Below are 21,794 nucleotides of genomic sequence, written 5' to 3'. Positions count from 1 at the left end.
GGAGATCCCGGCGTGCCGAAGGTCGTAAGGCCTCGTGGCAGCCGGCCGTTCGGCGCCACGCCGAACCGGTCGATCTGTGATCTCAGCGTGCTCACGAAGGAGGGCGGGATCGGCACGGGCCGCGTGGCCTTGGCAGCGCGTCGTTTTGGGGAGTGCACTTCATAGACCTCGCCGTCGTCGGTCCACTCCTTGCCGGAGGTTACGACCCTTCCCCGTCAGGTTGAGCATGCCTCACCCGGTCTCCGGGAGGTGCCCCCAGTCGCTGCAGGACGTTCAGTATGCGGCTATGCCTTCCCGCGGCGGTACCACGATCAGAGGGCAGGTCGCCTGATGGAGGAGCACGTGGCTCACCGAGCCGAGCAGCATGCCGCGAAAGCCGCCGAGCCCGCGGGACCCGACCACCAGGCACCGCGCATTTGCGGCCGTGTGGGCCAAGGCCCGCGCCGGGTGGCCATACCTCACCCGATAGTCAACCTCAACCTCCGGGTACTTCTCCCGCCAGCCCGCTGTCGCTTCCGACAGCTCGGTCCTGGAGCGATTCTCGACATCGGCCCGCTCGCCGCCTACCGCGCGCTCGCGATGCACGTAGCGCACCATGACCGCGCGCAATCGAGCCCCGGACACCGCGGCCTCTTCGAAGGCGAACTCCATGGCATCGCGGGAATTGGCGGACCCATCGACCCCCACGACGACCACGGGCGGCTCGCCGACGGCGTGCTCGGGTTCGCGGGCCACCACTACCGGGCACCCGGCATGGGCGGTGAGGGTGACCCCAAGGGGGGAGACGGTGAACAGCTGCTCCGCCACGTTCAGCCGCTTCGCACCCACCACCAACAGAGCGGCATCCGCACCCTGTTCCACCAGCACCCGGGCTCGCGGACCGTCAGCGGAACGCGCCTCGACCTCCAAGCCCGGATGGCGTGCGTGGACGAACTCCACAGCCTCACGCAGCACCGCCTCTCCGCCGGACCGGAAATGGGCGCTCCAGGTGCGCTCCGGGTGGGGGACGTGGGGGGCGGGGTCTGCTCCCGGCGGCCATTCCAGCGCGTGTACCAGCCGCAGCGGCAGTTGCCGCAGCACGGCTTCGTCCGAGGCCCAGGCAAGGCCGGTTCTGCTTGCGTCGGATTGGCTGACTCCGGCGACTACGGGCATACGCCCGTGGACATGGGGGGCGGGGGCCCTAGGCATCTTGGCTCTCTCCTTCACTGTGACAGCACCGGCATACCGGCCCCATCAGCCTCGCCGCACCGCCCGCCACACGCGAGGGCCATCAGGTGCCCGCCGGGGGACCACTGGTCCCGGCTTGAGGCGCACCCCAGATGTCGCGGCCGTGCCCAGCCCCCCGGACGTGACTTGGTGGGACCGCTATTCCCCCACCAGCCGACAGATCGAACGACAGCCGGACACCCCGGGAGCGGGCCCGGCGAACCGACGGGCCGCCATATCGTCGGGTCTTTCCCCGGCATAAGCGAGCCAAAGGTGAGCATGCGGACGTGTCGGAGGAAGAGTTCACGTGTCGCTCGTGACGCATCTCCGCCTCGGCCTTCATCTACCTGCCCGTGTTCGAAGCCGGACTGCAGGACGACATCAGTGCCCAGGTGGCTCAGGCGCAGGGCGACATGCTGCTGCCGTGGCGGCAGAAGTTCCACACGGTGAACGTGGTCGAGAAGCCGGTCCCGGGTGCTGCTACGCGGCCGCCGCAACCGTCCTGGACGGGTCCGTCCAGGACGGTTCGGTTTTGGGCCGCGGCCGGCCAGTCGTGGGCCACCACGGCGACGGGCGACGCGGCGTGTTCGATGGCGACATGGCCGATGTGCGGGCCCCAGCGGACCGCGCCGGATGCAACCGGCCGACCACCACCAGATCGGCGCCCTCGGTGTAGCAGGGCGCGTGGTCCCATGCGCGCAGTGTCAGGGGTGCGGTACGACCGCGACCGCACCGGGCGCGTGGTGGAGAACAGCATGGGTAACTGAGCCAAGACGGCGCAGGCCCGTGTCGTGGGTGCGGCGTCCGACGACCACGAGGCTCGCGCGGCTGCTGTTAGACAGCAGAACCTCCGCGGCTGCGCCGATCTCGACATGCTCGATGACATCCACATCGGGGTACTTCTGGCGCCAGGGCCCCAGGGCGTCGGCCAGGATCTCCTTGTGCAGCGGCTCCAAGCCACCCGCCTGGTCGGCCAGCCACATCGATCCCGGACTCCAGGACAGGACCGACGGGATGCTCCAGGCGCGTACAGCTCGAAGCGTCGCTCCGCGTTCGGCGGCGGCCGCGAAGGCGAACTCGAGGACTGGTCCGCCGGCTTCCTCTGCTTCCTGGACGCCGACGACGACCTCATCGAAGCGCTGTTGCACTGTGGTCTGTCTCGGCCCGCGCACCATGACGATCGGCCCGGTCGCCTGGCGCAGCACCTGCAGAGACACAGAACCGACCAGATAGCCGGTCAGCGTGCCGTAGCCGCGAGAGCCCAGCACCAGCATCTCGGCCCGCGCGGCTTCGGCGACGAGCGTCGGTACGGGGTCATCGACCAGCAGCTCGGTAGTGACGTTCAGGTCCGGGTACACCTTGGCCACGCGGGCTTCCGCCTCGTTCAGCACGTTGCGCACCCACCGCTCCTCCATAGCACGGTCCCCGATGTACACCGTGTCGGTGCCGCGCCACACCCAGGCGTGCACGAGGCGCAGGTCCATCCCCCGGCGCGCCGCCTCGTGCGCCGCCCAGTCCGCGGCGGCGAGGGCGTGGTCTGTTCCGTCCAGTCCAACAGTGATGGTGCCAGGCATGGTCGCCTCCCGGTGGTGCCGCCGCGGTCAGTATTCGCAACGGACTTGCTGACTTCGTGAGGTAGACGATTACAGAGAAGGGACCGGCGGTGCCTGGGCCGATCGTCCCTGGCCCGGGTCCTCTCGGCCCTGTTCCACGCTGTGCCGACCACCGCCGAGCCGGGAACGATCCCTGCACCGCTCGGGCCCCTACGCAGTCGGGGCTACGACCGGCGTCTCCCCTCGTCGGGCGATCGTCGGCCGCACGTCGGGGGGAGCGCCACCAGCTCGCGGGCGATGGCCTGCGCCCAGGAGCGGATCCGCTCACGGTCACGGAAAACCCCGCCTCGCCCGGTCGGCCGCTTCTCCCGAGTCGCGGTCGCATGCAAGTGATCGCGCAAGTCCGCCCAAACCGGCCGTGACTGGCCCCCGCGCCGCGCCGCCCCATACAGATTTCGTGACGCGTCTCAGGCGTCCTGCCCGGAACTGACAGCCGGGACCGCAACGGCCGAGCCGGATCACCCCAACAGGTCTGCCGCCACAGTGCCGTTCGGCCGTGCGGCAGGGCCGTTCGGCCGCAGCGTACTCATCGGCCCCAGCGAGAGATTGAGCACGCACACCGCTCATCGCGCTCACTCGTGAAAGGTACTGACAGGCATGGTCGTTCACCTCCCTCCGCGTCGGCACACCGGTATCCGTATTCCGTCGTGGCATCGAGCCGGGACGACCCGAACCGGCGACGGCCCGCAGCCCGGTCCGTGAGCGGCGCCCTTGCCCGCGCTGCCGCCGCCGCCCGCGTTCTGATCGGTTTCCTCTTCCTCTGGGCGTTCTTCGACAAGGCCTTCAGATGGGCGCATTCTGCGGCTCCATCTCTTCCACGTGCTGCAGACGCTCTCGCCGCACACCGCGGACCTTGATGTGGGTTTCCCGGTTTGAGGGCTCGCGCGCCCTGTGGCAGGCCTGGTGCGGCGCCAGCACTGCATGACGATCCGTCAACTCCAACAACCACACTGCGCGCCATGACGGTCCGCCTTCCGTAGACCGGAGAGCAGGGTCTCCACCCGATTCCACCTTCGGTGGCGAGCGTGCCCCTCGGAAGGGGCCTTTCGCACCGCAGAGGGGGCCTGGCGGCCCTGCCCCAACTCAGCGCGGGTGAAGCTGCTGCCAGGAACACAACAGACCAAGCAGGAGGTACTACTCATGACTCGTGCCGTGCTTGTCGGGATCGACGGCTCTCCCGAGAGCCTGGCTGCCGCGCGCTGGGCAGCCACAGAGTCCGTGCTCCGCAGCGTTCCGCTCCATCTCGTGCACGCCTGGGAATGGTCTCCCGCCCCCTCGGTTTCCGTCCCGACCAGTGAGACTCAGCGTCATTGGGCCGGTCGCATCCTGCGTACGGCCGTGGAACAGCTCCGCAGCAGCCACCCTGGGCTTCGGCCGACCCACGAGCAGATATCGGACTCGCCCGTCGCCGCGCTCCTGGCAGCGGCCGAGAACGCCGAGGTACTCGTCCTCGGCTCCCGCGGCCTGAGCGGAGTGGCCGGATTCGTGACCGGCTCCGTAGCACTCAGAGTGGTCGCCCATGCTCCGCGGCCGGTCGTACTCGTACGATCCGAGAGGCATACCGGGGCACACTCATCTCCCGACGTACTCCGGCCAACCGGCGCTCCCCACAGCTCCGACGTTGTGGCCGGCATCGACCTCACCCATTCCTGCGACGAGGTGATCGAATTCGCCTTCGAAGCGGCCCTCGTACGCGGCGTGGGCCTGCACGTCGTACACGGCTACACCTTGCCGTCGTCGTACGCGATCGCCGCCGGTGGGGGCACGCTCATCGACGATTCCGGGCTGGTCAGGGAACGTGAGTACGCGCTGAACACGGTCCTGGAGCCGTGGCGCGAAAAGAGCCCTGACGTTGCCGTCCGTGCCAGCAGCGTTTCGGGGCAGGCCGTCGCCCACCTGGTCGAAGCGGCTGCCGATGCGCCGATGCTGGTCATCGGCCGACGCGAGCGAACATCCCCCCTCGGAATGCATCTGGGGTCTGTGGCTCACGGCGTGATTCATCACGCAGCCTGCCCGGTGGCCGTCGTGCCCCACGCCTGAGACCAAGCCCCGGTCCAGGTGACCGCCCGTCGGGTGGGGCTCCCGTGGCGAGATACGCGGGGGCCCATCCGGTCCTGGCGCGGCCCCATGGCGACGGACTAAGGATGGAACCACAAGGCAAGGTGCTCGTGACAGTGTGGAGGACAATCAATGACCGAGGACCTGGAAACTTCACCGCGGAAGCCGATTCGCGTATTCCTGCTCGACGACCACGAGGTCGTGCGGCGCGGGGTGAGCGACCTGCTCGACGCGGAGCACGATATCGAAGTCGTCGGTGAGGCGGGGACAACAGAACAGGCTCTTGCCAGAGGGCCGGCGCTGCGTCCTGACGTCGCCGTGCTGGATGTGCGGCTGCCGGACGGCGACGGGATCACGGTCTGCCGAGAACTGCGGTCAAGGATCCCGGACCTGGCATGTCTGATGCTGACCTCTTTCGACGACGACGACGCACTCCTCGACGCGATCATGGCGGGGGCCGCCGGCTATGTGCTGAAGGAGATCAAAGGGTCTGCGCTAGTTGCCGCGGTCCGCACCGTCTCCTCCGGCCAGTCGATGCTCGACGCAGCGACCACGACCCGTCTGATGAGTAGCCTCCGCGGCGACTCTCCGCAGAACATCGAAGCAGGCGCACTGTCCGGGCTCTCCGCCCGCGAACGGGAGATCCTCGATCTCATCGGAGAGGGACTGACCAACTCCCAGATCGGCAAACGGCTTTATCTCGCGGAGAAGACGGTCAAGAACAACGTCTCCCGCCTGCTCGCCAAGCTGGGCGTCGAGCGGCGCATCCAGGCTGCGGTCATGGTCACGCAGGCCGCTCCGCAGGCCCCCGTTCGGCGGGACCGCTGAAGCGGAGGAGGGCACTCGTCAATCCGGGAGAGAGCCTTCACCCAGGGACGCCCGGTACCTGCCACGTCAGTCGCGTGCCGCCGTGCGGGGAGGTGTCGACGGTCCATCGGGCGCCGAGCCCGGCCTACGACGGGCGGAGACTGAGCGCTCACCGGGTACCGTGCACTACTTCGCGCCGCGCTGTCCGGGGCGGGGTCACTCGTCGGTCGAAAGGGGAACGCTCCAGTCCACGACACTGCCAGTGGGCTGATTGGGCGCAAGGACCAGAGCTCCTCCGAGTTCCTCGGCGCGGGTGTGGAGGTTGGCCAGGCCGCTGCGGTGGGCGCCCGCGGGGGCAGTACCCCGGCCGTTGTCGGTCACCCGCAGCGTAAGGTGCGCCGAGGTTACCTGGGCGGCGATCTCCACCTCGGTGGCGTCGGCGTGCCGGGCGGCGTTTGCGAGAGCTTCGCGGAGCACTGCAAGAAGGTGGTCTGCCATGGCTTGCGGGACCAGGGTGTCCAGCAGCCCGGTCATGCGCAGCGCAGGTGCGAATCCCAACGCCTCAGATGCCCGGTTCGATTCGGCCACCAGGCGGGAGCGCAGCCCGGTGTCCTCGGGGCGACCGCGCTGTTGCAATCCGTAAATGGTGGAGCGGATGACCTTGATGGTGTCGTCGAGGTCATCCACGACTCGTGCAATGCGCTCGGCGACCTGCGGTCGGTCGCCGACCTGGGCGAGGGTGGACTGCAGGCTCAGACCGCTGGCGAACAGGCGCTGAATGGCCAGGTCGTGCAGATCACGGGCGATGCGGTCACGGTCGGTCAGAACGAGGAGGCGTTCGGCGTCGTGCCGATGTCCGGCGATCTCCAGGGCAAGAGCGGCATGGTTGGCGAATCCGGCGATCATGGCCACGGCCGCGTCGGAGAACGCGGGACGGCCGCAGTGGCGGGCGACTTGCAGGACACCGCGCACATGTTCGGGCGTACCGAGGGGGACCAGGAAGACCGGTCCCAGGGTCGTGGAAGCGGTGTCCCGTTCGGCGCGGGGGTCGGCGTTCCAGTCCTGGGTGGTGATCGTCTCGCCTGAGCTGTAGACCTTCCCGGCCAAGGTGGTGTGCGACAACACCAGTCCAAGGGCACGATTCGCGTCCGTTCCGGCGGCGGCCTCGATCACCAGATTGCCGGTGCGAGGAACGGGCACGGCGAGGGTGACCACGTCGGCGTCGGCCATCTCGAGGACGGTGGCGGTGAAGTTCCTCAGTACCTCGGCAGGTTCAATGCCGGACAGCAGGGCACGGGTCAGTTCGCCGCTGGCCATCAGCCAGCGTTCCCGACGCTGGACGGCGTCGTACAGCCGAGCATTGTCGATTGCCACCCCGGCTGCCACGGCCAGCGTGACCAGCACCGCTTCGTCATCGGCGCCGAACTCGGCCCCGCCCCGTTTCTCGGTCAGGTACAAGTTGCCGAACACCTTCTCACGCACCCGGACGGGGGCACCGAGGAAGGTCCGCATCGGTGGATGGCCGGCCGGGAAGCCGGAGGCATCGGGCTGCTCGCCCAGGTCGACCAGCCGCAGCGAGTGCGGTTCACGGATCAGGAGCCCCAGGATGCCCCGGCCCTGCGGATAGGGCCCGATCTGCTCGATGGTCTCGTCGCCCATGCCGACCGTGATGAACTGGCTGAGCCCATTCTCCTCACCAATCACGCCCAGGGCCCCGTACCGAGCATCAACCAGGTCGGCTGCGGACTGCACTATCTGCTGCAGTACAACACCAAGGTCCAAGTCGCTGCCGACGGCCAGAACCGCCTCCAGCAGCGGATCTACGCGATCCCGGGGCGAACGCGCGACTGCCTGCGCCTGCGGGTCGTTCAGCAGCTCGTCCAGCCGCAGCTGCGATGCCGCCGCCCCGGTATCCCCCTCGGCATACGTGTCCTCGCCCACTTCGTCTCCCTAAGGCCGCCGGCACATTGCCTTTGGCTCCTCCAGCCTGCCCCGGACGGATCGGTCTGCACGCATCCACGCGTACCAAGACGAATCCATGCCGTCGAAGAACCCGCGTTCACGAAACCGCCCAGCATGCTGCGGGGCACGAACCCATCAGCCCTGCGACGCTCGATGACGCCCACCACGATCTGGATGATGCTGCCGGGGATGTCGGGCGAAGAGGCCATCGAGTCGCTCTGACAGGGCCGGTGGGCCCCTTGGAGAGGCCGTTCGGCCCTCGCCCCTCAACCCGAATACGGCACAGGCTGAGATGGCGGGCACCACGCCCATGAGCCCCCACCCACTGAAGTGATGGCGCATGGCTACTGCCGAGGATCAACACCATAGGGCAGGAGTTCGTGTCCATGATCGTCACGCTGTACGGGCAGATCAGTCACTCTGCACCGAGGAGGCGAGTGATGCGTGAAGGGGCCGGCGGTACAGGCGAAGCTGTCCATCGGGCGGACGCAGCCCGTGCATTCTGCCTCACACGCCAATCGCTTCTCCTCGGCATCAACCCCTTACACGCCTATTGCGTGACCGGGAAAAGTGCCGACAGTGGTCGATTGTGGTGAGCTCCTCCCCCGCAACGACGCAGACTACCGGCGTCCACGACATCAGCTCGTCGGCTTGCCTGCCGGTCCACGAGGTCCTGCGCGAGCTGGTGTCGACCAGGGAAGGCCTCTCAGCGGAAGCAGTTGCTGACCGGTTGCGGCGATGGGGACCGAATGCGGTCGCCTCACACAAGGCCCGGGTACTGCCCGTGCTGTGGCGGCAGATGCGATCACCGCTGCTGGGCCTCCTGTTCGCTGCCGCGACCATCTCGTATGTCGTCGGCCGCCACAGCGATGCGGTGATCATCGGCGTGATCTTGACACTGTCGGTCGGGCTCGGCTTCGTGAACGAGTACCGCGCGGAGAAAGCCGCCGAAGCCCTCCACGGACAGATCAGCCATCAGGCCGTGGTGATACGCGGCGGACGCGTTACCGCGGTGGAGGTCACGGCCCTGGTGCCTGGCGACGTGGTGGAACTCAAGCTGGGCGACATCGTGCCTGCCGATCTGCGTCTGCTGGAGGTAACCGGTCTGGAATGCGGTGAGTCAATACTGACCGGCGAGTCACTGCCCGTCCCCAAGGACACCGCTGCCGTCTCTGTCGGCGTGGCATTGGCCGAGCTCTCCTGCTGCGCGCTGATGGGCACGGTGGTGCACGCAGGAAGCGCCCGCGCTGTAGTGGTCGCCACCGGTGCGGCGACCGAGTTCGGGAAGGTCGCGGCCGGACTGAGCGGTCATCAGTTGGAGACCGAGTTCCAACGGGGGCTGCGCCGGTTCTCCATGCTGCTCGTGTACGTGGCCGGCACGCTGACCACGTCGATCTTCGTGATCAACGTAGTGCTGCACAAGCCGCTCATCGACTCACTGCTGTTCTCGCTGGCCATCGCTGTCGGAATCACACCCCAGCTACTGCCTGCGGTGGTCTCCACCAGTCTGGCCGCCGGCTCGCGGCGGATGAGCCGCCAAAAAGTGCTGGTCAAGCGACTGGTGTGCATCGAGGATCTGGGCGATGTCGATGTGCTGTTCACCGACAAGACCGGCACGCTGACGCAGGGCCGTATCAAATTCAAGAGGGCCCTGCCCGCGGGCCGCCAGAGCCCGGAGCAGGTGCTGAAGTGGGGACTGCTGTGCACCGACGTCGATGCTGACGGCAGCCAGATCCTGGGCGGCAATCCGCTGGACACGGCACTGTGGGAGGCCGCCACCGCGCAGCCGGAAGACGCGGACGCGAACGTGTACCAGCGAGTCGGCATGCTGCCGTTCGATCACGAGCGGCGCATGTTCTCCACCGTGGTCCGCGACCCGATGGGTGGGACTGTCCTGGTCACCAAGGGGGCTCCGGAGAGCGTCCTGGAGCGCTGCGAGAACGTACCCGAGCAGGCTCGCACGCTGCTGGCTACGGAGTTCGCCGCCGGCAACCGTGTGGTCGCTGTGGCCACCCGATCCGCCCCAGGACTGGTCCGGCCCGCCGCTGCCGACGAACACGGCCTGGAATTGGCCGGGCTGCTGGTCTTCCTCGATCCGCCCAAACCCGACGCCGCAGCGGCGCTGCTCCGGTTGGCCGGGCTCGGTGTCACAGTCAAAATCGTCACCGGAGACAACCCGACCGTCGCCGACAGGGTCTGCCATGACCTCGGTATCACCAGCTCTGGCACGATTACCGGTACCGACCTCGACGCCATGGACGATGCCCGGCTCAGAGCGGCGATCGCACACACCACGGTATTCGCCCGCGTCAGTCCGCAGCACAAGGCCCGCATCGTGCGTGTCCAGCGCACCACCGGTCACGACGTCGCTTTCCTCGGCGACGGTGTCAACGACGCGCTCGCACTGCACGCAGCTGACGTGGGTATTTCCGTCGACTCGGCCACCGACGTCGCCAAAGACGCGGCTGACGTCATCCTGCTCGAAAAAGATCTTGATGTCCTCGCGGACGGAGTCGCCGGCGGCCGTCGGATCTTCGCCAACACCATCAAGTACGTGCTCATGGGAACGTCCAGCAACTTCGGCAACATGTTCAGCGCCGCCGGAGCCTCGCTGTTCCTCGGCTTCCTGCCGATGCTGCCGTCGCAGATCCTGCTCAACAACCTGCTCTATGACACCAGCCAGCTCGCCATTCCCACCGACCGTGTCGACGAGGTGCAATTGCGCCGTCCTTCGCATTGGGACATCAGGTTCATCCGCCATTTCATGATCTTCTTCGGTCCGCTCAGTTCGGTGTTCGACTTCGCGACATTCGGCGTCATGCTGTGGGTCTTCCATTCCGGACCCGCTCAGTTCCGGACCGGGTGGTTCGTCGAGTCTCTCGCCACCCAGACCCTGGTCATCTTCGCCATCCGCACCCGCCGTATCCCGTTCTGGCGAAGTCACCCCAGCCTCCCGTTGACCCTGGCCGCCCTCGGAGTTGTCAGCGTAGGAGTCCTTCTGCCCGCTACACCGCTGGCCGCCAGGCTCGGGTTCCAACCGCTTCCGCTTGGCTTCTTCGTCGCGCTTGTCGCCATGGTGATCTGCTACCTCGCCCTGATCGAGGTAGGTAAGCGGATCTTCTACCGCTGGCTGCCGACACCAATTGCCGAGCCGCGGGGCGCGGTAGGCCACAGCCGTCTCCTGCGTCGTCGTGCTGCCCGGTTCAGCACTGCTCTCCGCCCTGACCACCGATCCCGCCCCGTTGGGAGATGAGCCGAGCACATCGGGCCCAACGGCCGCCTGCCCGTACCGACCGACCGTGCCGAAATCTCCTCTCGGCACCTACAGAGGAGCACGAAATGCCCGACATTCACCCGGTATCAGCCAACTACCTCGATGAAGCAGAGCTGGCGGCGTTGGACGCGCATTGGAGGGCCGCGAACTACCTGGCCGTTGGCCAGATCTACCTGATGGCCAATCCTCTGCTCCGTGAGCCATTGAAGCCGGAGCACATCAAGCCTCGGCTGCTGGGCCACTGGGGCACCTCGCCCGGTCTGAATCTCGTCTACACCCACCTCAACCGAATGGCCCGGGACCATGGGAAGGACACCATCTGTGTCTGGGGCCCAGGCCACGGAGGACCGGCCGTCCTGGCCAACTCCTGGCTGGAGGGCACGTATTCCGAGACGTACCCGGACGTGAGCCGGGACGCGGAGGGTATGGCGCGCCTGTTCCGACAGTTCTCCTTCCCCGGCGGGGTGCCCAGCCATGTGGCCCCGGAGACTCCGGGATCGATCCACGAGGGGGGTGAGCTGGGGTATTCGCTCTCCCATGCCTATGGCGCCGCCCTGGACAACCCCGGTCTGCTGGTCGCCTGCGTCATCGGCGACGGGGAGGCAGAGACCGGGCCGCTGGCCGCGTCCTGGCACTCCAACAAGTTCCTCGACCCGGTCCACGACGGAGCGGTCCTGCCGGTCCTGCACTTGAACGGGTACAAGATCGCCAACCCGACCGTGCTTGCGCGCCTGCCCAGGGACGAACTCGACGACTTTCTTCGTGGCCTGGGCCATGACCCGCTGCATGTCGAAGGTGATGATGCCCTTCAGGTGCACAGCTCCATGGCACGCGCCATGGACACCGCACTCGATCGCATCAGCGCCATCCAGCACGGCGCCCGCGAAGAGGGCGTCACCGAACGCATGCGCTGGCCGATGATCCTGCTGCGCACGCCCAAGGGATGGACCGGGCCGACCGAGGTCGACGGTGTACAGGTGGAAGGCACATGGCGCGCGCATCAGGTGCCGCTGTCCTCCGTACGCGAAAACCCGGACCACCTCAGGCAGTTGGAGGAGTGGCTGCGCTCCTACCGGCCGGCGGAACTCTTCGACGATCGCGGCCGCCCGCGCGAGCGGGTGCTGGAGTGTGTGCCCGCCGGCCCTCGGCGTCTCGGGGCCAGCGTGCACGCCAACGGCGGCCTGCTCGTACAGGACCTGCCGATCCCGCCGCTGGAACGGTACGCCGTTCCGGTCGACAAGCCCGGTACGACCCTGCACGAGCCCACCCGGGTCCTGGGCGACCTGTTGGAGGGGGTCATGGAAAACACCGCCGAGCGTCGGGATTTCCGTCTGGTGGGGCCGGACGAGACGGCCTCGAATCGTCTGCAGGCCGTGTACGGAGCGACGGGCAAAGCATGGCAGGCGCGGACCCTGGAGATCGACGAGCACCTGGACCGCCACGGCCGGGTGATGGAGATCCTCTCCGAACACACCTGCCAGGGCTGGCTGGAGGGCTATCTCCTCACCGGCCGCCACGGGCTGTTCTCCTGCTACGAGGCGTTCGTCCACATCGTCGACTCCATGGTCAATCAGCACATCAAGTGGCTGCGCACGTCGAGGCGCCTGCCCTGGCGCCGCCCCATCGCCTCACTGAACTACCTGCTCACCTCGCACGTATGGCGGCAGGACAGCAACGGCTTCTCCCACCAGGACCCCGGCTTCATCGACCACGTCCTCAACAAGTCACCCGAGGTCGTGCGGGTCTACCTGCCACCGGACGCCAACACCCTGCTGTCGGTGGCCGATCATGTGCTGCGCTCCCGCGACTACGTCAATGTCGTCGTCGCCGGAAAGCAGCCCTGCTTCGACTGGCTGACCCTCGAGCAGGCCCGCGGACACTGTGCCCGCGGTGCCGGAATCTGGGACTGGGCAGGCGCGGAGAATGAGAGCGGGGAGCCCGATGTCGTCCTCGGCTGCGCGGGCGACGTCCCCACCCTGGAAATCCTGGCCGCCGCTCAGTTGCTCCGCCGGCACCTGCCCCACCTGGCCGTACGCGTCGTCAACGTCGTGGACCTGGCTCGGCTGCTCCCCAAGGAGGAGCACCCGCACGGCATGCCGGACGCGGAGTTCGACGCGCTGTTCACCTCCGACAAGCCCGTCATCTTCGCGTACCACGGATACCCGTGGCTGATCCACCGCCTGGCCTACCGGCGCACCGGGCACGCCAACCTGCATGTGCGCGGCTACAAGGAGGAAGGCACCACCACCACGCCCTTCGACATGGTCGTGCGCAATGACCTCGACCGGTACCGGCTCGTCATGGATGTCATCGACCGCGTCCCCGGGCTGGCGGTACGCGCCGCCGCAGTCCGACAGGAGATGGCGGACGTCCGTCTGCGCCACCACGCCTGGATTCGTGAGCACGGCACCGACCTGCCCGAAGTCAGCGAATGGAACTGGAACAGCTGAGCGCCCCGGCGTCGGTCCGTGATGTCGGAGACATGACGCTGATGCACCCCAGCTCCAACTGACGTGGTCAAAGTACCAACTGACGCGGCCAACGCACCCAGCGTCCACTGAGCCAGGCCCGTAAGACCATGAGCACCTTGAAGCAACCGGAGTCACCATGCCCCTTACGTCCGCACCCCTTTCGGGGGCCGCCCGGGGGACAGGTCTCAGTCAGGAGCAGGCATCCCAGCTGCTGGCGGAGTGCGGTCCCAACGAGCTCAGCGAACAGCGCAGGATATCGCTTCGGTCCCGAATCTTCGCTCAGCTTCGTGACCCGCTGATCATCGTGCTGCTGGCGGCCGTGGCACTGACCGTGGCGACCGGGGACTACGCCGACGCAGTCGTCATCTGTGTGGTCGTGCTCTTCAACACCACCGTCGGGGTGGTGCAGGAGGTGCGCGCCGACAATGCGGTCGCTGCCCTCTCCGCCATGACCGCGCCTGCCGCACGAGTACTGCGCGGCGGGACGGAACATAAGGTGACCTCGTCAGCCGTCGTCCCGGGCGACGTGCTGGTACTCGGTGAGGGCGACATCGTCCCCGCTGACGCCGCGCTCACGCAGGCCGCTGCCCTTCTGATCGACGAGTCGGCGCTGACCGGCGAATCCGTACCGGTCGACAAGGACGTCCACGGAACGGATCCGCACACGGGACAACTACAGGCGGGAACCGTCGTACTGCGTGGCCGCGCTGTCGCCACCGTCACCGCCACCGGGCCGCGCAGCGCCCTCGGCATGATCGCCGCCTCGCTGCACCCCCGACAGCAACAGACCCCGCTCCAAGAGCGCCTGGCCGGGCTCGGCCGGGTACTGGCCCTGGTCACTGTAGGGCTGTGCCTCCTCGTGCTCGTCCTGGGACTGGTGCGCGGCCAGTCCTTGGAGACGATGGCGGTAACGGCCATCAGCCTCGTCGTGGCAGCCGTCCCGGAGTCACTGCCGGCCGTCGTCACCCTCGGCCTGGCGCTGGGCGCGCGGCGGATGGCCGCTCGCAACGCCGTGGTTCGCCGCCTGTCCGCAGTGGAGACCCTGGGATCGGTCACCGTACTGGCCACGGACAAGACAGGCACCCTCACCGATGGCCGCATGGTCGTCGAACAAGTATGGACCGCCGCCCACGGCACGGTGACCCTGACGGGCGCGGGATACGAACCCGTTGGTGAAATTCTCACGACCGGCCGACATTCAGTACCCGCCACCAGGGATGCCGTACGAGAAGTGCTCATCGCAGCGGCGTTGTGCAACGACGCGTCGCTGATTCCGCCCGGGGAAGCAGACGCGCAATGGACCCCGCTCGGTGATCCAACCGAGGCCGCCCTGCTGACCGCCGCCGCCAAAGTGGGCTGTACACCCGACGAGTTGGCGCGAACTCATCCCCGCATCGACGAGGTGCCGTTCGACAGCCTCCGCAAACGTATGACCACCATCCACCGCACGCCCTCGGGAACGATCGAGATCTACCTCAAGGGCGCACCTGAAATGGTGCTGGACGCCGCGCTTCTGAACGAGAGTCCCGCGTCACTGGAGCATGCGCGTAAGGAGGCCGCCGCCCTGTCCGCCGAGGGCTACCGTGTCCTGGCCATAGCGTCAGGTTCGTCCACCTGTATTCCTGTCCCGATCGAGGAGTCGGAAAGCGGCTTGCGGCTGCTGGGACTGACAGCCATCAGCGACCCGCCCAAAGAAGCAGCCACTGCGACTGTGCAAGCCTGCCGCCGTGCCGGGATCACCCCGGTTCTCATCACTGGAGACCACCCAGCGACTGCCCGTGCGATCGCGGAAAGGGTCGGTATCCTCACGCGAGCTGACGCCACCATGCCGAGCCTCGTGGCCACCGGTAAAGAGCTGGCCGCCGGACAGATCCCGGACCCCACCCGGGTCAGGGTTTTCGCTCGTACCACGCCTCAACAGAAACTGGACATCATCCAAGCGTGGCGCGCCCGCGGAGAGGTCACCGCGATGACCGGCGACGGCGTCAACGACGGTCCCGCCCTGCGGCAGGCCGACATCGGCGTGGCGATGGGCCGCCGGGGAACCGAAGTTGCCCGCCAAGCTGCCGATCTGGTCCTCGCCGACGATGAACTGACCTCGGTGATCTCGGCCGTGGAAGAGGGCCGCCGTGTCTACGCCAACATCCGCCGGTTCCTCGTCTATGCGCTGGCCGGCGGTGCCGCGGAAATCCTCGTTATGCTCATTGGCCCGATGCTCGGACTCGCATTGCCTCTGCGAGCAGGTCAGATTCTGTGGATCAATCTGCTCACTCATGGTCTGACAGGGGTCGCCATGGGCGCCGAACCGGTCTCACCCCACGCCATGCGACGCGCGCCGCGCCCGCCTCAGCAGCACGTACTCGGCGACGGGCTCTGGCAGCGGGTACTGCGGCTGTCGGTCCTGGTCACGGCAGCCAGCCTCGCTGCCAGCCTCTGGGTCCGGCACTCCGGCGGCCCGTGGCAGACCGCCCTGTTCATCGCCCTGCTGGCCGCCCAGCTCGGCGTCGCTCTGGGGCTGCGGGAGCGACTGTTCACGCGCCAAAATCTGTTTCTGCCCGCAGCTGTGCTGACTGCGGCGGGGCTGGGCGCTGCCGCACTCTACGTACCCTTCCTGGCAGACCTGTTGGACACCTCATCGCCATCGTGGACCGGTATCGCACTCGCCGCGGCTGCCGGCCTCATGAGCTTCGGCGCAGCACGCACCGAGAGCTGGTTGGCGAGGACTGCCGACCAGACACCTGCCGCACCGTGAGACAGAACGCCGGTGGATGTCCCGGGTCTCGAGTACTTCGACGCTGGACCAGCGTGGCCCGCTTCATCGCCCTTCTCCTTGGCGGCGTCCGGGTGGCTCCGTCGCAATAGAAGCCGTCGTCACACCCCGGTGGCATCGGGCCGTACGTAGGGTCCGAGGCCACGGGATCTCGTACGACTGGACGGCGATCACCGACAGGACACGCACTGGTACACGAACTCCACGTCCGGGCACTCCACCGCGCAACACACAACAACGTCGCGATCCGCGTTGAGAGCGCCGGGGTCGAGCGGCGCTCGCTGGACCTGCCCGGCCGAGGCCTCATCGACGCACCGGTCAGCCGGGACCTCCGAGCAGACCAAGATCCGGGCCAATTCCGGGCCATCATCCCCTCGTTCGAGACAGATTCGTCTGTTTCTGCTGGTCAGGCGAGGTGTAACGCATGTACCACCAGCAGACGAAGAATCTCCTGGTGAGCTATTCACCGAAGAAGCTCGGCTTCTTCTAGAGGGCAGCTGAGGGCCTCTGACGCGTAATTGTGCGGGTTGGAGGCTCTCTTGCTAAACCCGTTTGGCGGCCCACGGCGACCACTGCTAACTTTCGGGAGGCCGTGCGAGAGAACGAGGAGGTGGTACCCGTGAACGTATTGACATGGGTGCTCCCCTCCGGGGTCACGGCCGGACGATAGGTCGTCCGGGAGCGCCGTTCCAGAGCACTCCCGAAAGGCACGACCATGCAATTCACTTCCGAACAGCGCCTCGACGACGGCGTCCTCGAGCGCGAATTCACCCTCGGCGAGATCCCCGGCACCCTGTGGACGCCTGAATCCGCCGCACCGGCCCCGCTGATCCTGATGGCCCACAACAACGGCCTGCCCAAGGGGGAATCCCGGCTGGTGGCCCGGGCCCGGCACTCCGCGGCGTACGGCTACGCGGTGGCCTCCATCGACGCCCCCGGGTGCGGTGACCGGCCCCGTTCCGCCGCCGACGAGCAGGCCCGCGCCGACATCCGCCGGGCGATGCAGACCGGCGAGCCGGTCGATGAGATCTTCGAGTCCTTCATCGGCCCGCTGGTCGAAAAGGCGGTCCCGGAATGGCGGGCCACCCTGGACGCCCTCCTTTCGCTGCCCGAGATCGGCGGCCCGGTCGGGTACTCGGGGTGGACCGCCGTCGGCATTCGGCTGGCGGTGGCCGAGCCGCGCATCGCGGCCGCCGGTTTCTTCGCCGGGGGTTACGTGCCCCGCGCCCAGCGCGAGGAGGCCCGGCAGGTCACCATTCCGCTGCTGTTCCTGCTGCAGTGGGACGACGAGGGGAACCCTCGGCAGCGGGCCCTGGACCTGTTCGACGCCTTCGGCACCAAGGAGAAGACGCTGCACGCCAATATGGGCGGACACACCGGCACCCCGTGGTTCGAGGTGGAGGACGGGGGCCGGTTCTTCGGCCGGCACCTGAAGTGAGGCCCGGCCGTCAGGCCGGCAGCAGACGGTAAGCGGAGTCGGCCATGATGCCGTCATCGACGACAGGCCCCGGCCCTCCTCGATGACGGCGCCCGGCAGATGCACAACCGCCCCGATCGCGGCGGTACCGGCCAACGGCGGCGCGACGGCCTGCTGGGAACTCGGGCCTCCAGCAGTCCGGTCGCGAACACCTCGACAGCTTTGGTGAGCTGGCTGTAACTGAGGGAGCGCCAGACGCCGGCACGCTTGAACCGCAGGGCGGTGCGCGGGCCGTAGGCGTCTGCTGCCAGTTCGGCCAGCTGGGCGACGGTGGGTGCGTCGATGGTGGACACGGTTGTCGGGGCTCCTTCGGTGGGCCGGTGCGGCGGCCGCGTCCCGCGACCGCCGTACCGGATCAGAGGTCGAGGTCGAGGTCGGTGACCGGGTAGGCGACGCAGGAGTGGGTGTAGCCGAACCGCTCGTCGGACAAGCGCAGTTGGGCTTCCTCGGCGGTGTGGACCGTGCCCTTGAGGACGCGGACGCGGCACAGGCCGCACTCGCCGGAGCGGCAGGCGGCTTCCGGCCGGATGCCCTCGTCCTCCAGCGCGTCCAGCAGGGGCCGTCCGCGACGGGTGCGGAACGACGTACCGCCGGCGGTGACGGTGACCTCGGCGTCGGGATCCGTGTCGGCCGGCCAGTGGGACTGGCGGGTGGGGTCGGCGGGGGCGCCGTTGGCCTCGAATCGGATCCGGCGGCGGGGGTGGCCGAGCTCTTCCAGCTGCTGCAGCGCGTACGGGTACAGGGCTTGGGGGCCGCAGACATAGACCATGCGGCCGTCGAGCGGCCCTGCGAGGGTCTTGATCAGGGCGGAAGTCAGCAGGCCGGTGGGTCCGGCCCAGCCGTTTCCGGGCTCGGCCATGACGTGGTCGACGCGGATGTTCGGGTGGTCGGCGGCGAGTACGTCGAGTTCCTCGTGGAAGATCACGTCGTCGGGCGTGCGGGAGCCGTAGATCAGGTGGAAGCGGCGGTCCAGTCGGTTGTCGACGATGTCGCGGATCATGCTCATGGCCGGTACGACACCGGAGCCGCCGGCGAGGAACACCAGGTCGTCGCCGTGGAAGAGGGGGTTGTGGTGGAAGGTTCCCATCGGCCCGGTCGTGGTGAGGGTGTCGCCCACGGTGAGGGTGTCGATGAGGTGGTTGCTGATCCGCCCGCCGGGCACCCGGCGCACGGTCAGGTCCCAGTGGCCGAGGCTCGCCGGGCTGGAGGACAGGGCGTACGGGCGGTTGGTGCCGTCGGCGAACACGCCCACGTACTGCCCGGCGAGGAACGGCGGCAGGTCCGCGCCGTCGGGCTGGAGCAGCCGGAAGGTGGCGGAGCTGACGGTCTCGGTGATGACCTCGGAGACGGTCAGGGCGAGTCGTCGGGGACGGTACGACGCGACAGTGCGTCGGGTCTCGGCGGCGTGGTCGGCGGTGTGGGCGGGGCGGCCGTCTATGTCGGCCTGGATGTCGGTGTAGCCCTCGAAGAGAGGGGCAAGGCAGTGGGTCACGGGGGCTCCCTGTCGGATCGTGCGGTCAGGCGGCCTGTTGGCGCAGCAGGCGGCGGGCGACCCGGTGACCGGATTCCAGCGTCGTCTGGAAGCCGCCCATTCCGGCCCAGGAACCGGCCAGGTGCAGGCCGGCGACGTGGGTCTCGCGTTCGCTGTTGCGGAAGATCCAGTTCTCGGTGCGGTCCTGGTCGTAGCCGTAGATCGCGCCGCCCGGATGCCCGAGGTAGCGGGACATGGTCATCGGGGTGGCGACGTCGACCTCCTCGATCGCGTCGCGGATGCCGGGCGTGATCACCTCGACGCGGTCAAGGAGCGTCTCGGCGTACGCGAACTTGGTGCGCGCGTAGTCGCCGGGTGAGACCTTGTCCCAGGCGTCCGCGTACTGGAGCGTCATGAGGCTGACGTGCGTGGCGCCCGAAGGGGCAAAGCCGATCGGGGCGACGTCGTAGGAGGAGACGCAGATCCCGCGGGCCGGCTCCAGGGTGTGCCAGGAGGCATACAGGCGGTCGTCGTCCAGATCGGCGTTGACGAAGGTGGTGCTGGTGGTGAAGCCGAGCTCGGCGGGCGTGGCATCAAGACCCATGTGCAGGACGAAGCCCGACACACCGATCCGCCGGCTGGCGAGATCGTCCCGTACGGCCGAGGGCACGGCGTCGCCGAGCATCGCGTACGTCACCGGCAAGGAGGCGTTGGAGACGACGTCCCGCGCCGAGACCTCCTGACCGTCGTCGAGGCACACTCCGACGGCGCGTCCCCGCTCGGTCAGGATCGCCTCGACCGCCGTGTTGAAGCGGACATCGCCGCCCGCCGCGAGGAACGAGTCGAGGAACGCACTGGACATGGCCTGCGAACCGCCCCTGATGTGCCAGGGCTTGAACTCGAAGTACGCGAACAGCAGCAGCGCCAGGTCCTGGAAGGCGAGCCGGGAGGGAGGCTGGCCGACATAGCCCCAGTAGGTGGCCAGGACGGCCTTGATCCGGGGGTCGTCGAAGTGGTCGTCCAGCACCTCGGTGAGCGGCCGCAGCCCCTGGCGGAAGTAGGTGGGGTCGATCTTTTCGACCGGCATCCCGCGCATGGAGGCCATCTGCCAGATCGTGGTGTCCTTCACCAGCTGGAAGAACCGCTCGACCCGCTCACGGTTGCCGGGGAAAGCATCGCTCAGGACGTCTACGGCGGCCGCCCATTCCGCGGGCAGCGTCACGTCGTACTCGCCGGGCACCACGGCCCGGTAGAGGTCGTACTCCTGGACGAAGTCGAGGCAGTCGAGGACGCCCAGCTTCTCGAACAGACCCCGCAGGGAGAACTCCTGGCCCTCCGACCCCACACCGGAGAGCTGATGCAGGGCCACCTCGAACTCGTAGCGGCCCCGCCGGAAGGACGTCGCGCAGCCGCCGGGGATGTTGTGGCGCTCCACCAGCAGCGTGTGCAGTCCCGCTCGCTGGAGGGTGGTGGCGGCCGTCAGGCCGGCGTTGCCCGCGCCGATGACCACGGCGTCGAAGTCACTCATGGCTGCCCGCCTCTCGCGCGATCTCGTCGAACTTCGCGCCCATCGCCTCGGCCAGCGCGTTCGCGGCCGAGAGCGGGCGGACCATCACCATGAAGTCGTCGATCTTGCCTTCCTCGTCGAAGTGGAGGAAGTCGCAGCCCGTGAGCTGCCTGCCGTTCACGGTGGCGGTGAAGACGAAGGCGTGGTCGCGGCCGTCCGGGTTGGCGATCTCCCGGATGTAGGTGAAGTCCTCGAAGACCTGCGATACCGCGTTCAGGATCGCGGCGGTGATCGCCTTGCCCGGGTATGGCTTGAAGGCGACGGGGCTGGTGAAGACGACGTTCTCGGCCAGCAGGGCGGCGACGGCTTCCTTGTCGCCTGCTTCGACGGCTTTGCGGAAGGGATGCACAAGATCACCTCTATAGTCAACGAGTTGAATAGGTGCATCGCAGACTAGGGCCGAGGGCGAGAGGCGTCCATACCCTAGTCACTTTTTTGACTAATCAACCTGATGCTAGGTTGGGGGCATGGCTCTACGCAATGCGGTGATGGCCGCGCTCTTGCAGGGCGAGGCGTCCGGGTACGACCTTGCGAAGGGTTTCGATGCCTCGGTCGCCAACTTCTGGATGGCCACCCCCCAGCAGCTCTATCGGGAGCTGGAGCGCATGGAGGGGGATGGGCTCATCACGGCCCGCGTCGTGGAGCAGGAGCGCCGCCCCAACAAGCGGCTGTTCTCCCTCACCGAGGCCGGATTCGAGGCGGTGCGCGCCTACACCGCCGAACCCCCGGGCAAGCCGACGGCCATCAGGGACGAGCTGATGGTCAAGGTCCAGAGCGTCGACGCCGGCGACATCGAGGCCGTGCGATCCGCCATCGCCGAGCACATGGTGTGGGCCACAGCCAAATTGGCCCGCTACGCGCGTCTGCAGCAGCGCCTGCTGGACGGGCGCACGGAGGACGAATACTTCGCCGGCGGCGAGCCCATCGGCCCCTACCTCACACTGCTGCGCGGCATGGCCCTCGAAAGGGACAACCTCCATTGGGGTGAGATGGCCCTGAAGAGGCTGGAACAGCGTGCCTCGGCCTCTACCAGATGAATGAGTCCGATGTTTGTGCTGGTCGCAACCATGGCGAAGGGCGCCCGAGCCCGCCCTCGAGGCCGTCGCGCTTTCGTGAGG

At 67.8% G+C, this 21,794-nt stretch carries 14 protein-coding genes and 1 pseudogene; 8 read left to right on the top strand and 7 right to left on the bottom strand.

Annotated elements, in window-relative coordinates; genetic code table 11:
- Nucleotides 1-273: 273 nt before the first annotated feature.
- Both OG966_RS36305 and OG966_RS36300 read right to left on the bottom strand, forming a co-directional pair.
- The gene (locus OG966_RS36305) at nt 274-1,152 is read right to left on the bottom strand and encodes a universal stress protein (RefSeq protein WP_326654320.1); all 879 of its coding nucleotides are present in this window, start codon (nt 1,150-1,152) and stop codon (nt 274-276) included.
- 758 nt (nt 1,153-1,910) lie between these two features.
- A complete protein-coding gene (locus OG966_RS36300) occupies nt 1,911-2,780 on the bottom strand; it encodes a universal stress protein (protein ID WP_326654319.1) in 870 nt (289 codons plus the stop codon).
- Between the two features lie 1,179 nt (nt 2,781-3,959).
- On the opposite strand from OG966_RS36300, the pseudogene OG966_RS36295 reads away from it, so the two are divergent.
- The 3 genes and pseudogenes from OG966_RS36295 to OG966_RS36285 form a co-directional block, all read left to right on the top strand.
- A pseudogene (locus OG966_RS36295) lies at nt 3,960-4,355 on the top strand (universal stress protein); the annotation flags it as partial.
- Between the two features lie 87 nt (nt 4,356-4,442).
- Nucleotides 4,443-4,859, top strand: a complete 417-nt coding sequence (locus OG966_RS36290; protein WP_326655513.1) for a universal stress protein — start codon at nt 4,443-4,445, stop codon at nt 4,857-4,859.
- Between the two features lie 150 nt (nt 4,860-5,009).
- Nucleotides 5,010-5,705 (top strand): response regulator transcription factor, encoded by a 696-nt coding sequence (locus OG966_RS36285; RefSeq protein WP_326654318.1) that lies wholly within the window; start codon nt 5,010-5,012, stop codon nt 5,703-5,705.
- Nucleotides 5,706-5,900: 195 nt separating this feature from the next.
- On the opposite strand, the gene OG966_RS36280 is transcribed toward OG966_RS36285, so the two are convergent.
- The gene (locus OG966_RS36280; RefSeq protein ID WP_326654317.1) at nt 5,901-7,625 is read right to left on the bottom strand and encodes a sensor histidine kinase; all 1,725 of its coding nucleotides are present in this window, start codon (nt 7,623-7,625) and stop codon (nt 5,901-5,903) included.
- A gap of 610 nt (nt 7,626-8,235) precedes the next feature.
- Between OG966_RS36280 and mgtA the strand changes: the two genes are divergently transcribed.
- The 4 genes from mgtA to OG966_RS36260 all read left to right on the top strand — a co-directional run bounded on the left by mgtA (nt 8,236) and on the right by OG966_RS36260 (nt 17,599).
- On the top strand, nt 8,236-10,899 hold the full coding sequence (gene mgtA / locus OG966_RS36275) for a magnesium-translocating P-type ATPase (RefSeq protein WP_326654316.1): 2,664 nt from the start codon (nt 8,236-8,238) through the stop codon (nt 10,897-10,899).
- A gap of 86 nt (nt 10,900-10,985) precedes the next feature.
- Nucleotides 10,986-13,370, top strand: a complete 2,385-nt coding sequence (locus OG966_RS36270) for a phosphoketolase family protein (RefSeq protein ID WP_326654315.1) — start codon at nt 10,986-10,988, stop codon at nt 13,368-13,370.
- Nucleotides 13,371-13,527: 157 nt separating this feature from the next.
- Nucleotides 13,528-16,143 carry a cation-translocating P-type ATPase gene (locus tag OG966_RS36265; RefSeq protein WP_326654314.1) on the top strand — a complete coding sequence of 872 codons (2,616 nt, stop codon included), beginning with the start codon at nt 13,528-13,530 and terminating at the stop codon, nt 16,141-16,143.
- 733 nt (nt 16,144-16,876) lie between these two features.
- On the top strand, nt 16,877-17,599 hold the full coding sequence (locus tag OG966_RS36260) for a dienelactone hydrolase family protein (protein WP_326654313.1): 723 nt from the start codon (nt 16,877-16,879) through the stop codon (nt 17,597-17,599).
- Nucleotides 17,600-17,652: 53 nt separating this feature from the next.
- Here the strand turns inward: OG966_RS36260 and OG966_RS36255 are convergent, their stop codons facing one another.
- The 4 genes from OG966_RS36255 to OG966_RS36240 form a co-directional block, all read right to left on the bottom strand.
- Nucleotides 17,653-17,931 carry a hypothetical protein gene (locus tag OG966_RS36255; protein WP_326654312.1) on the bottom strand — a complete coding sequence of 93 codons (279 nt, stop codon included), beginning with the start codon at nt 17,929-17,931 and terminating at the stop codon, nt 17,653-17,655.
- A gap of 62 nt (nt 17,932-17,993) precedes the next feature.
- Nucleotides 17,994-19,130 carry an FAD-binding oxidoreductase gene (locus tag OG966_RS36250; RefSeq protein WP_326654311.1) on the bottom strand — a complete coding sequence of 379 codons (1,137 nt, stop codon included), beginning with the start codon at nt 19,128-19,130 and terminating at the stop codon, nt 17,994-17,996.
- 25 nt (nt 19,131-19,155) lie between these two features.
- Nucleotides 19,156-20,637, bottom strand: coding sequence for a phytoene desaturase family protein (locus OG966_RS36245; RefSeq protein ID WP_326654310.1), 1,482 nt, complete (start codon nt 20,635-20,637; stop codon nt 19,156-19,158).
- Nucleotides 20,630-21,025 (bottom strand): nuclear transport factor 2 family protein, encoded by a 396-nt coding sequence (locus OG966_RS36240; protein WP_326654308.1) that lies wholly within the window; start codon nt 21,023-21,025, stop codon nt 20,630-20,632. Before OG966_RS36240 ends, OG966_RS36245 begins: the two co-directional genes overlap by 8 nt.
- Before the next feature lie 118 nt (nt 21,026-21,143).
- Here OG966_RS36240 and OG966_RS36235 point away from each other — a divergent pair, with 118 nt between their 5' ends.
- On the top strand, nt 21,144-21,713 hold the full coding sequence (locus OG966_RS36235) for a PadR family transcriptional regulator (RefSeq protein WP_326654306.1): 570 nt from the start codon (nt 21,144-21,146) through the stop codon (nt 21,711-21,713).
- Nucleotides 21,714-21,794 lie beyond the last annotated feature (81 nt).

Source organism: Streptomyces sp. NBC_01750, from assembly GCF_035918095.1.
Lineage (GTDB): Bacteria > Actinomycetota > Actinomycetes > Streptomycetales > Streptomycetaceae > Streptomyces.
This window is presented reverse-complemented; position numbering and strand designations above follow the sequence as displayed.

Excerpts from the sequence above, each read along its gene's own strand:
- OG966_RS36270 (WP_326654315.1), top strand. The coding sequence starts at position 10,986 with ATGCCCGACATTCACCCGGTATCAGCCAACTACCTCGATGAAGCAGAG.
- OG966_RS36235 (WP_326654306.1), top strand. The coding sequence starts at position 21,144 with ATGGCTCTACGCAATGCGGTGATGGCCGCGCTCTTGCAGGGCGAGGCG.
- OG966_RS36245 (WP_326654310.1), bottom strand. The coding sequence starts at position 20,637 with ATGAGTGACTTCGACGCCGTGGTCATCGGCGCGGGCAACGCCGGCCTG.
- OG966_RS36305 (WP_326654320.1), bottom strand. The coding sequence starts at position 1,152 with ATGCCCGTAGTCGCCGGAGTCAGCCAATCCGACGCAAGCAGAACCGGC.
- OG966_RS36285 (WP_326654318.1), top strand. The coding sequence starts at position 5,010 with ATGACCGAGGACCTGGAAACTTCACCGCGGAAGCCGATTCGCGTATTC.
- OG966_RS36265 (WP_326654314.1), top strand. The coding sequence starts at position 13,528 with ATGCCCCTTACGTCCGCACCCCTTTCGGGGGCCGCCCGGGGGACAGGT.
- OG966_RS36260 (WP_326654313.1), top strand. The coding sequence starts at position 16,877 with ATGCAATTCACTTCCGAACAGCGCCTCGACGACGGCGTCCTCGAGCGC.
- OG966_RS36300 (WP_326654319.1), bottom strand. The coding sequence starts at position 2,780 with ATGCCTGGCACCATCACTGTTGGACTGGACGGAACAGACCACGCCCTC.